This window comes from Labrenzia sp. ATLA3 (assembly GCF_057180185.1).
This window is the reverse complement of record NZ_JBXUKV010000005.1, coordinates 98,716-112,651: the sequence shown is the minus strand read 5'-3', so window position 1 is coordinate 112,651 and position 13,936 is coordinate 98,716. Positions and strand designations below refer to the sequence as shown.

The 13,936-nt window shown below is 59.9% G+C and carries 15 protein-coding genes; 14 read left to right on the top strand and 1 reads right to left on the bottom strand.

All coding sequences use genetic code 11. The features are described 5' to 3' along the window. The first annotated feature begins 22 nt into the window (after positions 1-22). Positions 23-535 carry a TRAP transporter small permease subunit gene (locus tag AC2A6O_RS14760; RefSeq protein ID WP_148583915.1) on the top strand — a complete coding sequence of 171 codons (513 nt, stop codon included), beginning with the start codon at positions 23-25 and terminating at the stop codon, positions 533-535. A gap of 6 nt (positions 536-541) precedes the next feature. Then, entirely contained in the window at positions 542-1,867 is a 1,326-nt protein-coding gene (locus AC2A6O_RS14755; protein WP_498928143.1) for a TRAP transporter large permease, read from the top strand. Between the two features lie 68 nt (positions 1,868-1,935). Here AC2A6O_RS14755 and AC2A6O_RS14750 read toward each other — a convergent pair whose 3' ends face one another. After that, entirely contained in the window at positions 1,936-2,499 is a 564-nt protein-coding gene (locus AC2A6O_RS14750) for a nuclear transport factor 2 family protein (protein WP_148583913.1), read from the bottom strand. 159 nt (positions 2,500-2,658) lie between these two features. On the opposite strand from AC2A6O_RS14750, the gene AC2A6O_RS14745 reads away from it, so the two are divergent. From AC2A6O_RS14745 to AC2A6O_RS14690, 12 genes are all read left to right on the top strand, one after another. Then, on the top strand, positions 2,659-3,810 hold the full coding sequence (locus AC2A6O_RS14745; RefSeq protein ID WP_498928140.1) for an amidase: 1,152 nt from the start codon (positions 2,659-2,661) through the stop codon (positions 3,808-3,810). Further along, positions 3,807-4,946, top strand: coding sequence for an acyl-CoA dehydrogenase family protein (locus tag AC2A6O_RS14740; RefSeq protein WP_148583911.1), 1,140 nt, complete (start codon positions 3,807-3,809; stop codon positions 4,944-4,946). The genes AC2A6O_RS14745 and AC2A6O_RS14740 overlap by 4 nt, the downstream gene beginning before the upstream one ends. A 25-nt stretch (positions 4,947-4,971) precedes the next feature. Beyond that, the gene (locus AC2A6O_RS14735; RefSeq protein ID WP_148583910.1) at positions 4,972-5,343 is read left to right on the top strand and encodes a hypothetical protein; all 372 of its coding nucleotides are present in this window, start codon (positions 4,972-4,974) and stop codon (positions 5,341-5,343) included. A 3-nt stretch (positions 5,344-5,346) separates the two neighbouring features. After that, positions 5,347-6,627, top strand: coding sequence for an aromatic ring-hydroxylating oxygenase subunit alpha (locus AC2A6O_RS14730; RefSeq protein ID WP_148583909.1), 1,281 nt, complete (start codon positions 5,347-5,349; stop codon positions 6,625-6,627). A 1-nt stretch (position 6,628) separates the two neighbouring features. Further along, positions 6,629-7,111 (top strand): aromatic-ring-hydroxylating dioxygenase subunit beta, encoded by a 483-nt coding sequence (locus tag AC2A6O_RS14725; RefSeq protein ID WP_209001060.1) that lies wholly within the window; start codon positions 6,629-6,631, stop codon positions 7,109-7,111. Between the two features lie 11 nt (positions 7,112-7,122). Next, entirely contained in the window at positions 7,123-7,872 is a 750-nt protein-coding gene (locus tag AC2A6O_RS14720) for an SDR family NAD(P)-dependent oxidoreductase (protein ID WP_498928137.1), read from the top strand. Positions 7,873-7,878: 6 nt separating this feature from the next. Continuing rightward, on the top strand, positions 7,879-8,826 hold the full coding sequence (locus AC2A6O_RS14715; RefSeq protein WP_498928135.1) for a PDR/VanB family oxidoreductase: 948 nt from the start codon (positions 7,879-7,881) through the stop codon (positions 8,824-8,826). A 19-nt stretch (positions 8,827-8,845) separates the two neighbouring features. Beyond that, positions 8,846-9,343, top strand: a complete 498-nt coding sequence (locus AC2A6O_RS14710; protein WP_498928133.1) for a flavin reductase — start codon at positions 8,846-8,848, stop codon at positions 9,341-9,343. A gap of 74 nt (positions 9,344-9,417) precedes the next feature. After that, positions 9,418-10,428, top strand: a complete 1,011-nt coding sequence (locus tag AC2A6O_RS14705; RefSeq protein WP_498928131.1) for a TRAP transporter substrate-binding protein — start codon at positions 9,418-9,420, stop codon at positions 10,426-10,428. Next, positions 10,425-10,916, top strand: coding sequence for a TRAP transporter small permease (locus tag AC2A6O_RS14700; protein WP_498928129.1), 492 nt, complete (start codon positions 10,425-10,427; stop codon positions 10,914-10,916). The genes AC2A6O_RS14705 and AC2A6O_RS14700 overlap by 4 nt, the downstream gene beginning before the upstream one ends. Next, entirely contained in the window at positions 10,909-12,195 is a 1,287-nt protein-coding gene (locus tag AC2A6O_RS14695) for a TRAP transporter large permease (protein WP_498928127.1), read from the top strand. The genes AC2A6O_RS14700 and AC2A6O_RS14695 overlap by 8 nt, the downstream gene beginning before the upstream one ends. Before the next feature lie 513 nt (positions 12,196-12,708). Beyond that, positions 12,709-13,908 carry a glycosyl hydrolase family 8 gene (locus AC2A6O_RS14690; RefSeq protein ID WP_498928125.1) on the top strand — a complete coding sequence of 400 codons (1,200 nt, stop codon included), beginning with the start codon at positions 12,709-12,711 and terminating at the stop codon, positions 13,906-13,908. Positions 13,909-13,936: the final 28 nt, after the last annotated feature.

The following is a 13,936-nucleotide window of genomic DNA, read 5'->3' as shown; positions in this document are numbered from 1 at the left end:
ATGCAATCCAGCTGGAGCGATCATGCAAATCCTCGTCATTTTTCTTGAGCGCGTGGTTCGCCTCGTCGGCCAAGCCGGCGCGCTCTTTCTGCCGCTGTTGATGATCACGATCCTCGTCAACGTTATCGCCCGCTATGTCTTCAATATCGGGTCCATCGAAATCGAAGAGCTGCAGTGGCATTTGAACGCCGTTGCGGTCATGTCCTGTCTGGCGTGGGCCTACCAGCGCGACGCCCATGTGCGCGTCGATGCCCTGCACGCCCGCATGAGCCCGCGAACCAGGGCCGTCGTCGAACTTTGCGGCGTCCTCTTCCTTTTGCTGCCGTTCCTCTGGTTCGTGACCGGCAGCAGCTGGAAGATCTTTGAATACAGCTGGAAGCTCAAGGAAGGCTCGCCCATGCCTTCAGGCCTGCCGGCCCGCTACATCATCAAGTTCGTCATGGCTGCCGGCCTCAGTTTGCTGTTCGTTCAAGGCATTGCCGTTGCGCTGAAATCCATCTTGACGCTGTTGCCGTCACCAGCGCGGAAGGGATAGCGCGCCGTGGATATCCTGTTCGTTTTTCTGCTGTGTTCCGTGTTCCTGGTGGTGATGTTTTCAGGCTACCCGGTCGCCTTTGTCCTCGGAGGCGTCGCGGTCGCATTCGCTGCGCTGGGGACCTTCCTGGACGGTTTTTCCGTTGATGCCGACATGGCATCCTTGCGGATGATCGGCTTCGTGGCCAACCGGATTTTCGACAGCATCTCGAGTTACTCGCTCATCCCCATTTCCATGTTCATCTTCATGGGAATGATGCTCGACAAATCGGGCGTCGCTGAGCGGCTGTTGAAGCAGATGCACAAGGTGCTGCGTGTGGTACCCGGTGGCATGGCCGTTTCGGTCATTCTCATCGGCGTCGTGCTGGCCGCTTCCACCGGTATCATCGGTGCCTCCGTGGTTCTGCTCGCCACCATTGCCATGCCCGCCATGCGCGCGGCCGGTTACGACGACAAGCTCGGTCTCGGCACCGTCGGGGCCACGGGATGCCTCGGGATCCTGATCCCGCCGTCGATCATGCTGATCGTCATGGGAGACCAGTTGCAGATCCCCGTCGGAGACCTGTTCCGGGGCGCCCTGCTGCCGGGTCTGTTGCTTGCCCTGCTTTATATTTTTTACGCGGTTTTCACCGCCTTCAGGCGTCCGGACCTGGCCCCGGCCATGCCTGTCGATCCGAACAGTTCAGTCGGCGACATGCTTCGCGGGCTGGTCGGATCCCTCCTTGCACCGCTTCTGCTCGTCTTCGCTGTTCTCGGGTCGATCATTTTCGGCATAGCCACACCGACCGAAGCCTCAGGCATCGGTGCAGCCGGGGCAACGCTTCTGGCACTGTCATCGAGAAGGCTGTCCTGGTCAGATTTTCAGGAGGTTTGCGAGAACACTGCCATTACGACAGCGTTTCTGTTTGCGCTGATCTTCGGGGCTTCCTGCTTCTCCGTCGTTCTGCGCGGTTACGGCGGCGACGAACTCATAGAGGCAGGACTGCATGCGATTGCCTTGCCGCCTATCGGAACATTGATCTTCATTCTGGGCATCGTGTTCCTGCTGGGCTTCTTTCTGGACTGGATGGAAATCATCCTGATCGTGGCCCCGCTTGTCCTGCCCGTCCTGACGTCTCTTGGCTATGAACCGGCCTGGGTTGCGATCCTCTTGGCCATCTGCCTGCAAACGTCCTTCCTGACACCGCCTGTGGGCATGGCCCTGTTCTATCTGAAGAACACCGTGCCGGACGTCACCATTTCTCAGGTTTACAAGGCGGTCATCCCCTTCATCGCCATGCAGGTTGGCATACTGTTGCTTGTCCTGGCCTTTCCGGGGCTCGTCTCATGGTGACCTCCGGCGCACAGCAAAAAAGGCGCCCGTGGGCGCCTTTGGGTGATGCTTGCAGCCAAAGCCGTCCGTTACGGCTTCATCAGGACCGATTTCGACGGGTAGTCGGAAGCCCAGGTCGCCGGCAGCGGCGCCACGAACACGTTTTCCGTCCGGTTGCGGGTAAACCGCCACTTGCCGTCCTCACACTTGCGGTAACTGTTGAACAGGCGGGACGACCGCAGCAGAGCCTTGCCGTCGGAGAACAGCCACGGCTGCATGTGCACCCAGTTGCCTTCCGCCGTCATGGCATCGTCAGCAACCCGGATCTGCTCGGACGTCAGATAGTGGCAGTTCAGGATCAGCGCCGGATCGGTCTTGCCGCCCCAGAACCCCTGAAAGTGCTTCTTGACAGCGTCCCAGCCTTCGGCGCGGCCGAACTGATTGTCGTAATATTCGCCAACGCCTTCCCAGACCGCTTCGGGTGCAAACAGCTCCATGATCAGGTCGATGCGCTTGGCGTCGTCGTCGCATCCGAATTCGGGGTTCGGCGTGTCGCACAGGAACATGTAGCGCGATTGGACGCGCCGCACTTCAGCTTCAGCTTCGAGGATGGCCAGACGCTTTTCCAGCAGGGCGAGGCGTTCATCAGACATTTAATCGGTCTCCGGTCGGTTGGTTTGGGTCAACGCCACAGAGAGTGCCTCAAACGAACCTATATATCAATATTCACGTGAATATTGATTGACACAGATCAATGACACGGTAATATTACCGCAAATGCCCATAAAAACAGGGCAACCAGAGGGACTAAAATGATCAACGAGAGCGCAGGGACGCATGCGCTCATCCGCCGCCTTAACCTGGGCGGGGATGGGTTGAGTGTTGCCGTAAAGGACTGCATCGACATCGCCGGCGAAGTGACCGCCTGCGGTTCGGCGGCGGTCTCCTCCATGCCGTCCGATCATGCGGACGTGGTGAAATCTCTCCTGGCTTCCGGCTGCAAGATCATCGGCAAGGCAAACATGCACGAGCTTGCCTTTGGCGTAACCGGCGTCAACACCGTCTTCGGCACTCCCGTCAATCCGAATTGGCCAGACCGTATCCCCGGCGGCTCGTCGTCAGGCTCGGCCGTTGCCGTTGCAGCGGGCCTTTGCGACTTCGCGGTCGGGACAGACACAGGCGGCTCGGTTCGCCAACCCGCTATATGCTGCGGTGTCTATGGACTGAAACCGACCTTCGGCCGCATCAGCCGCAAAGGGTGTCATCCGGCGGACAGTTCACTGGATTGCGTCGGTGTTTTTGCCCGGACAGCGACAGCACTGACGCAGGCCATGGCGGCCAGCGACCCTACGTTCAAGACAGACACATGCAAATCCGCGCCACGTCTGGCCTGGGTCACGACCGATCCAGACCCGAGCGGCGACAGTTTTGCGACGCTTTCACGAGCACTGCCCGGGCTGGAACGGATCGCGCTCGACGCATTCGACGACGCGTTTGAAGCAGGCATGACAATCATCAGCTACGAGACCGCACAGGCTTTCGGTCATCTGCTGGATGCCGAACCGCCTCTCGGGCCAGATGTAAAAATGCGCGTCGCCAAGGCGCAATCCGTAACCCCTGCCGACGTCAGGGCTGCCGAGACGGTTCGAACCCGCTTCACCGACGCTGTCGACGCCGCACTGACACAGTGCGACGCGCTGATCATGCCGGCGCTGCCGACTGTTCCCCCGACGCTCGAAGCGGCATCGGACCCGGCCCAGATCATTCCGCTGACGCGGTTTTTGCGGCCGTTCAATCTGAGCGGCCATCCATCGCTGGTGCTGCCTTTTGCCATTGTCGACGGCTCCCTTCCAATGGGCCTTCAGCTTGTCGGGCGCAAGGCGGACGATGCGCGGCTTTGCGCCATCGCAGAATGGTTAGCCGACACGTTTCCCATGTTTCGACAAGAGGATAGAAACCAATGAGCGCAGTAGGAGCCGTGGCAGCACGGCCAAAAACCAAAGAAGACATCCTGGCGGGGATCAAGGACAGGGCCAACGAGTTCAACAAGTTGCGCCATATCCCGCAGGACGTGGTTGATGACTTCAAGACACTGGGTGTCTACCGCGCCTTTGTGCCGAAACGCTATGGCGGTGACGCACTCAGCCCCGCCGATTTCTGCCGGCTGATCGAAGATATCTCGGCCGCCGATGCGTCGGCTGGTTGGGTGGCAAGCTTCGGCGTTTCCGCCACCTATCTCGCGTCCCTGCCGAAAGCGACATACGAGTCGATCTACAAGTCCAACCCGGACACGGTTTTCGCCGGAGCCATGTTTCCGCCCCAACCCGCCAAGATCGTGGACGGCGGTTACGAGGTGCGCGGTCAGTGGCCCTGGGGCTCTGGCATCATGGGCGCAGATCTCGCCGGAGCCGGGATCAAGGTTGAGGACAACGACACCAAGCTGCCGCTGATCGCCATCATGCCGCGCGACAAGATCGAGGTCGTCGACACCTGGCGCACGGTCGGACTGGCCGCAACCGGAAGCCATGACATCAAGATCGATGGCGTTGTGGTGCCCCGAGAGTGGACGTTCATCCGTGGCGGCGCACCAGCGATGGACGACAAGGTGTTTCGCTATCCGTCCATGGCGCTTGCGTCTCAGGTGCTGGCGGTGGTCGCCCTGGGCGCCGCAAGAGCTGCCCTGGACTACATTTACGAGACCGGGTCGCGCAAGTCGGTGACCGGAGCTCCGCCTCCCGGAGCCAGACCGTATCTTCAGACCGAATACGCCAAGGCCCGCGGTGTCTACCTGGGTGCGGCCCATCTCTTCTACGATACGCTGGAAGAAGCCTACGAAGAGCTCGAACACAACGAGAAGGTCAGCCGCGACACGCACATCCGCCTGCGGATGGTGGCCTCGAAGGCAGCGCGCGATGGGGCGGAAGCTGCACGCATGGCGTTCGCGCTTGGCGGTTCCAACGCCATCGACATCGGGCATTCGCTGAACCGTTGCTGGATCGACGCCGCCGCCGTGGCCCAACACGCCTTCCTGTCGGAGGGAACCTGGACGGCTGCGGGAGCTGCCTTCTTCGACCAGGCGACCATGCCCGGATATCCGTAAATCCAGACCCGTCAGAGGTATGAAAATGACTGAGAAAAAACCGGTCCGCACGTTGTTGTGCTTCAACAATCATCCGACCTTTTTCAGCTTGCCGTTCGATCAGATCGGCCCGGTCTGGAAAGCGACACAGGAACTGATGTCCTCCATCAACGAGATGGAGGGCGTGGAAATCATCGGAACGTTCGACGATGACCAGACCATGGTCGGCGCGACGAGCGGGTTTCCCTTTACCTGGTACATGCTGGTGGATTTTCCCGACCGCGAAGCCGTTCAGAGCGCCTGCAACCTGCTGCGCACCATCGAGGTGGGCGAGGAAAACCACCGCCTTTGGAAATACATGACGGTCGAAGCCCGCATGGGCCGCGCCCTGGAAATCCCCTCTGCTCACAGGAGTTGAACGATGACAGCCGCAATGCCGAAATTCAGCGATCTCGACGCGCTCTATTCCAACAAGGAGGCGAAAGTCGCGACGGAAATGTACGAGGATCCCGATCTCTTTCAGGAAGAGATGGAAAAGATCTTCAAGAACACCTGGGTCTGGGTGGCCCATGAGAGCGAATTTCCCGAAAAGGGCTCCTTCAAGCTGTCCAATGTCGGCCTCGATCCGGTCATCGTGGTCCGCGACCGCAAGGGTGTGATCCATTGCATGGTCAACCGTTGCCGCCACCGCGCGGCGACCGTGTGTGAAGTCAAGAAGGGCAAGACCTCGTCCTTCCAGTGCCCCTATCACGGCTGGGGCTATGGCCTCGACGGCTCGCTGCGCGCCCTGCCCTATCCCGAGCAGTATGGCGACGACTTCGACAAGGCGCAGCACGGCCTGTTGAAACTGCGCACCGAAAGCTACAACGGCATGGTCTTCGCGACCTTCAACGAAAACATCGAACCGCTGGTTGATTTCCTCGGCCCGAAGGTCTGCAAATACATCGACCTGTTCATGAAGCAGGGTGGCGGCTTCCCGGTGAAGGTGCTCGGCGAACACCAGTTCACGGTGCCGATGAACTGGAAGGTGCAGCTCGAGAACACCACCGACGCCTACCACTTCCCGGTGGTTCACAAGTCCTTCCTGCAGTCGCTCGATGAAGCGACAGAGGACATGTTCGACTTTCTCGACAAGGGTCGGGGCTGGGTCGAAGACCTCGGGAACGGTCATTCCGTCATGATGATGATCCCCGAGCGGGAAGACCTGGATGCCGGGCTCGACGAGCCGATCGAGGAACGCTTCCAAGAGCTGGCCGAGGAAATTCGTGCCGAAGGGTATTCCGAGGAGCAGGTCAAGAAGATCGTCAAGGCCGTCGGCGGCGCCGGTTTCAACCTCAACCTCTTCCCGAACGTGTCGTTCAGCCTCGCGTTCTTCCGCGTTCTGACACCGGTCAGCGTCGACCAGACCGACATCCGTCACATCGCCATCGGCATGGACGGCGGTCCTCAGGCTGCCAACCGGATGCGTATCCGGCTGCATGAGCATTTCCAGGGCCCGATGGGCTTCGGCTCTCCAGACGACGCTGAGGTCTGGGAGCGGGTCCAGCGCGGCACGAGGGGGGGCGGAGAACTTCCGATCCTCGTCAACCGCGGCATGGTCGACGAAGAACCGGGCGACCTCGGACCGCGTGGTCACATCAGTGCCGAAACCGGCATGCGTGCGGCTTACGAAATGTGGAAACGAATGATGGTTGGTGCCTAAGATGACGATGGTAGATGCAAACGTCCTGACGGATGTCACCGGGTTTCTCTGGAAAGAGGCCGACATCCTGGACCGCAAGGACTACGACACCTGGCTCGATCTGTGGACCGAAGATGGTCTCTACATCATGCCGATCGGAGACGGCGAGGATTACGCCGATCAGGTGAACCTTTGTTATGACAACGCCAAGATGCGCAAGGATCGTGTCGGCCGCTTCAAGGCAGGCTTCTCGATTTCTTCCGCGCCACCTGCAAGGACCATCCGCACGATCAGCCGGATCGTGATCGAGGAGATGTCCGGCGATCTCATCAAGGTTCGCGCAGCAGAACACCTTGTCGAGGACAAGTTCGGGCGTCAGCGGGTATGGGCAGGCGATGCGTACTACACGCTCAAGCGTAGTGGCAGCGGCTTTCTTCTCCAGCAGAAGATCGTCAAGCTCCTGAACTCAGACGGGATGCTGAACTCGTTCAGCTATTTGTTCTGATGGCGGCCCCATTGCCCGAGAAGGTTCAGACCGCAGTCGTCACGGGCGGTGCCCGTGGCTTCGGCAAGGAGGTCTGCCGTTCGCTCCACCGTGCCGGTTTCCGGGTCGTTATCACCGATGTCGACCCGGGCGCTGAAGCTGCCGCTCTTGCCTCGGAACTGGATCTTGCCGGCGAAACCGGCTGGACCGCGACCCTGGACGTGAACAAGCCGGAAGACTTCCAGCATGTCCTCGATCAATGCATCGAGCGTTGGGGATCGGTCGAAGTTCTGGTCAACAACGCTGCGCGGACGAAAGCGGAGGCGGTGCTGGACATCGACCCGGCGACATTCAACGAAATCCTTGCGACCAACGCCGGTGGCACCTTTACCGGTTGCCAGATCTTCGGCCGCCATTTCAAGGAACGCGGCTATGGGCGGATCGTCAACATGGCATCCCTGGCCGGCCAAAACGGCGGCACGGCAACAGGCGCCCATTATGCGGCGTCCAAGGGAGCGATCCTGACCCTGACCAAAATCTTCGCCCGCGATCTGGCGCCGTTCGGCGTCACCTGCAACGCAATTGCTCCCGGGCCGATGGACACCCCCATGGTGCGGTCGGTTCTGGGCGACAAAATCGATGCAGCCATCGCGAACATTCCGGTTGGCCAGTTGGGCGATCCGGCATTCGTGGCCGAGATGGTCACCATGCTCGCCTCCCCCGCAGCGGCCTTCGTCAACGGCGCCTGCTGGGACGTCAACGGCGGGCTCTACGTACGGTAAGCATTCATGACCAAGACCTTGCATCTGACCGTTGAGGAAAGGATCGACGACCGCGGAGACATCGCCCGCATTCGCCTGTCCGGCAACGATCTGCCGGAATTCTCGGCGGGGGCGCATCTGGATCTCTATTTGCCGGATGTCGACCTGTGGCGTCAGTATTCCATCTGCTCGGATCCGGCTGAAACCGGGTTTTACGAGATCGGCGTTCTGAAGGATCCGAACTCGCGCGGCGGTTCGACTGCCGTCCACCGATTGGCAAGCATCGGAGCCACCTTCGAAGTCGAAGGCCCGAGAAATCATTTCCCGCTTGAGGAAACGGCCGAAAAGACGGTCCTCCTTGGTGGCGGCATAGGTGTCACGCCGATGATTGCCATGGCCAAGCGCCTTCACGCGCTCGGCAAGGACTTCGTCCTTCACTATTGCACCCGGTCCAAAGACCGGACGGCCTTTTTCGATGAGCTTACGTCCGCTCCCTTCGCAGACCGGGTCGTGTTTCATTTCGATGATCAGGACGAGGCGCAGCGTCTCGACCTGAAGCGGGATCTGCCAGCGCCTTCCGCCAAAACACATCTTTATGTGTGCGGTCCGCAAGGCTTCATGGACTGGGTCATATCGACGGCGGAAGCCGCAGGCCACGCAAGCGCCAACGTCCACCGGGAATATTTCAGCGCGGATGTCGACCTCACCGGCGACAGCTTCGAGGTGGAAGCCCGGGCCTCCGGCATCACGGTGACGATCGGACCGGACGACACCATCGCCAAGGTACTTGCCGCCCAGGGCGTCAAGATCGAGGTGAAATGCGAGGAAGGCGTCTGCGGAACCTGCGTCACCGACGTTCTGGAAGGCGACATCGACCACCGCGACCAGTTTCTCACCGATGAAGAGCGCGAGGACGGGGACCAGATCTGCGCCTGCTGTTCACGCGGCCGCGGCAAGCTGGTGCTGGATATCTAACCGAGAAGGAGGAGCGCTCATGGAACTCAGTCAGGAACAACTCGATTTCCGGGAAGGTATGAGCAGGATGGGCGCTGCCGTCAACCTGATCACATCCGATGGCCCAGCCGGCAAACACGGCCTGGTGGCGTCGGCAGTCTGCTCCGTCACGGACACGCCGCCCACTGTTCTCGTATGCATCAACCGCAAGGCCTATGTGCACGACCGGTTTCTGCGCAACGGGGTGCTGTGCGTGAATGTTCTTGCATCCCAGCATCAGGAATTGGCGGGCGTCTTCGCCCGCTATGTCGAGGGCGTCGACAGGTTCTCCTATGGGGACTGGACCACCCTGGAGACCGGATCTCCTGTTCTGAACGACGCCAATATCTCCATGGACTGCCGGATCGGTTCCGTTTTCGAACAGGGAACGCATTCCGTCATGTTCTGTGAGGTCAAGTCGGTCCACCTGGGAGAGAAGCCCGGAAAGGGGCTCGTTTACTTCAGCCGCGACTACCACCACCTGGCGGCGAACCGCTAGCGGCCGTTTGTGCCAAAATCCGGGAAACAACGGAAATGGCACGCCTTCACAAAAATCCTTACAGAGGGAATAAAATGCGTAAATTAGCGACACTCCTAGCAAGTGCCTGCGTGTTTATTGCCGGCAGCGCCAGCGCAGAGACCGTTCTCACTCTCAACAGCTGGCTACCGCCGTCCCACCCCCAGGTTTCAGAACTGATCGTACCTTTCGCAAAGGACATCGAACGGGTGACTGAAGGCCGGGTGAAGGTGAATATGCTGCCCGCACCGCTTGCCCCGCCCCCTGCAACCTTCGATCTGGTGAAGAACGGGATCGTGGACATGGGCTACACGGTCCAGGGCTATACGCCGGGTCGATTCAAGACCTCCGCCATCGCCGAAATGCCGTTCCTGAGCGATGATGCCGTGGTCACATCAGTCGCCTATTGGCGTGTCCACGAGGCGATGCTGCAACAGGCAGGCGAATACGACGGTGTCAAGGTTCTTGCCGTCCACACACACGGCCCCGGCGAGATCTTCTCATCCTCCGAGATCAACAGCGTCGACGACATTGCGGGCCAGAAGATCCGCGTCGGCAGCGTTGTCGCCCACGACCTTGCCGTGTTGCTCGATGCCGTTCCCATCGAGGGACCGTCCTCCAAGTCCTACGAACTGCTCAGCCAGCGTATTGCCGACGGGATCTTCTTTCCCTGGGAGACCGTCAATTTCTTCCGTCTCAACGACCTGTTGAGCTCGGCTTTTGTTGCCGAGGGTGGCGTCTACAACACGGCCTTCATGATGGTCATGAACGAGAACACATGGAATGCGCTGCCAGAGGAAGACAAGGCGGCGATTTCAACGCTTCTCGGTGAGCCGCTTGCACGCCGCGCCGGCGAAATGTGGAACCGGGCCGATGCGGCCGGCAAGGAGGCCCTGGAGGGCAACATAGACATCCATCAGGCCAGCGGCGAGGAAATCGACCAGTTGCGCGAGCGCTTCCAACCGGTCGTGGATGCCAATATCGCTCTGGTGACGGAAGCTGGGGTCGATGGAGCCGCAGCTTACGAGATGCTTCTCCAGGAAATCTCGAAGCTGGAAGGCGAATGAGCCTGGCCAACGTGGAAGCCGGCGGCATCGACCGCTGGCTTCGCAGGGGCATTGCGCTCGTCTGCGCCGTGCTCTTGCTTGCCATGATGGGCCTGACGATCGCCGACGTCCTGGGCCGTTACCTGTTCAATTCACCTGTGCCTGGCGCCTCGGAACTGACGGAACTCATTCTCGCAGCCGTTATTTTCACCGGTTTGCCGGCCGCCAGTCTCGATGGCGACCACATCTCCGTGGATATCGTGGCGGAAAAACTACATGGCCTTCCGGCAGTGCTTCTGTCCAGGCTGGTGGCGTTGGTGTCTGCTGGTGTGCTTGCCATGGTTTCATGGCGTCTGTGGATCATCGGCAACCAGATCGCCAGTTACAACGGGATCACGCCAACACTCAAATTGCCGCTCGCCCCGCTTGGATACCTAGTCTCGGTTCTGAGCATGATCGCTGCCCTCATCTGCCTTGCGGATATTTTTCGGAGGAAAGACATTGGGTGACTGGCATATCGGTATCGCGGTCCTGTTCGCGCTTTTGTTGCTCAACGTTCCAATCGGCCTGGCGCTGGCTCTGGTGGGCGTGGTCGGAACGGCAGCGTTGATCGGGATCGAACCATCCTTCGCTCTGCTGGGGCAGACCTTCTTCGACAACAGCCGCGCCTATTCGCTGTCGATCCTGCCGTTGTTCCTGATGATGGGCAACTTCGTCGTGCAATCGGGGATCGCCAATGATCTCTATGCCGCCGCTTATGCCTGGCTGAGGCATCGCAAGGGCGGACTGGCCATGGCAACCGTGGTTGCCTGCGGTGGGTTCTCGTCGGTCTGCGGCTCGTCGCTGGCAACGGCCTCAACCATGACGAAAATCGCCATGCCTTCGATGCGAAGGTTCCACTATCCGGACTCGCTGTCGACAGCTTCGATTGCAGCCGGCGGCACGCTTGGCATTCTCATTCCGCCCTCGGTCATTCTCGTCTTCTACGGCATCATGACCCAGCAGGATATCGGCAAGCTGTTTCTCGCCGGTATCATTCCCGGCATCATCGGGGTGTTGCTTTATGTTGTCGCCGTTCGCATCTCGGTTGCCTCCCGCCATGTGGACCTGGAAACCGAACCGAAACTGCCGCTGAAGGAACGTTTGCGCGCACTCAAGGGCATCGTCGGCGCTCTCGGCCTCTTCGTCTTCGTGATGGGAGGGATCTACCTCGGGATCTTCACGCCGACCGAGAGCGCGGGCATGGGGGCCGGTGGCGCCTTTCTGCTGGTCATTCTGCAGCGCCGGATGACGTTCGCGGATCTGCTCAAGACCCTCTACGACACGGCGAAAACCACAGCCAGCATGTTCCTGATCCTGTTCGGGGCGCTGACTTTCGCCAACTACGTCAATATTTCCGGCATGGGCGGAGAAATCCAGTCGCTGGTGACCGGCATCGGCAATCCGCTCCTGGCGATCCTTCTGATCACGGCCATCTATCTGGTTCTGGGCTGTGTGCTGGAAGGGCTGTCGATGATCACACTCACCGTGCCCATCTTCTATCCGATTGTCGCCCATCTCGGCTACGACCTGATCTGGTTCGGCATCTACGTGGTCATCGTCACCGAACTCAGCTACATCACGCCACCAGTTGGACTGAATGCCTTCGTCTTGAAATCGGTGCTGAAGGACGTGTCTTTGGCCACCATCTTCCGCGGGCTCTGGGCCTTCCTGCTGGTGGATGTGGCCCGGGTTGCCATCATTCTGGCGTTTCCCGCCATCGTCCTCTTCATCCCCAACATGATGTGAGCGGAAAGACACCGAAACGCTGAAAGGCCCGGGGACATGACAGTCCCCGGGCCTTCTTTCGTCGGACGCGAAGCTATTTTCTGACGAAACTGAACGAAAACGCAGAACCGCGGTGATAGTCCTGCGCGCGTTCTCCGTCAGCAATCATGGTGCCTATCGGCGAAATCTGGAGACATCGCGGCGGCTCTCAGGAAGGGCATCGAGGCTGCGACCGAGACGTGTCTGCATTACGGCGGCTTCCCACAGGACGATCGGATGATTAGCAGGAGCCCGTCCAGTCCTGATTGAATTGAAAGCCTCTGATTTTGAGACTGGAAAGGCACACGGGAGGTTTAAAGCGGAGGGTAGAATGACTTGGGGTCTCTATGTCCAGCCGCTCGGGGAAACGGGTGGTCCGTCACTTCACAGATCAAAGTTTGTGTATTTAAAGTCACCCCAAGCTGTTTTGCTTCTGGGCAGGTTCGACATGTCGTAGAAGGGATGGCGCACTCCGTTTGTTAAGGAGAACATTTTTTGTTCCGTTTTTTTGCGACGCTTGCCTGGTGTCTTTTTCTGCTTCTGCCCGTTGAAGCGCGGCCATTGTTTCCATCGCAACCGCAAGCCGAGCGTCTGGCAAGTTTGGACAGGTTCTGGGCGGACTGGAAGACAACCTATCTGCACGAGGGATGCGGCGGCACTTACGTCGACACGGCAGGTGACGACAAGCCGACGTGGGGCGGCAGTGCCACCGGAACACTCACCGTTTCCGAAGCACACGGGTACGGCATGCTGGCGCTTGTCAAAATGGCGTCGCGCGATCCTGAAGCGCGTAAAAACTTCGAAGGCATGGTGTCGTTTTACCGCAAGCACCAAGCGGCCTCCGCCCCCGGCCTGATGGCCTGGAACCAGACCCGCGACTGCAAGGACGGCCCGGACGGGGGCGACATGTCGGCAACCGATGGCGATCTGGACACGGCGCTGGCGCTTCTCCTGGCCGACGAGAAATGGGGCGGCTACCGAGACGCCTTCGACCAGGCCCAGCAGGCAATCCTGGAGCGCGAGGTCACCGCTGACGGGATGATGCGCCTCGGCGACTGGGCGGTTGACGATGACTACTCCAACGCATCCCGCTCTTCCGATTTCATGCCGGCAAGCTTTGCACTCTTCGCAAAAGCCGCCGGCAACGTGTCGCCACGCTGGACTTCCATACGTGACCGCGGCTACCAGGTGTGGGGAGCTATCTCTGCGGACCATGCCGCAAACACCGGTCTGGTGCCGGATTTTCTGTTGGGCCTTCCGCAAGACCCGCAGCCAGCAAAGGCCTTCTATCTGGAAGGGGCCGGCGACGGCCAATTTTCCTGGAACGCCCTCAGATTTCCCTGGCGGCTTTCGCTCGATCTTCTTGAGACAGGCGATACGCGAGCTGCGGCCCATCTCGCCATGATCAACCGCTGGATCCGAGGTACGGCGAAAGAGGATCCGTTCCAGATTGCGACGACCTATCGGCTCGACGGAAGCATCCCGGACGACGAATCCACCGGCTCAGCCGCCTTTATCGCGATGTTTGCTGCTGGTGCGATTGCCGGTAGCGGTGATCCCGAGGGAGATCAAGCCTGGCTGGACGCTCTCTGGTCGGCCATGATCAGCATTCCGATTGCCGATGAAGACTATTATGGCAATACACTCAAGCTGTTGGCCATGATCGAGCTTTCAGGCCAGTGGCAGGAAAACTAATTCATCCGGGCCGACCGGCCATTGACCA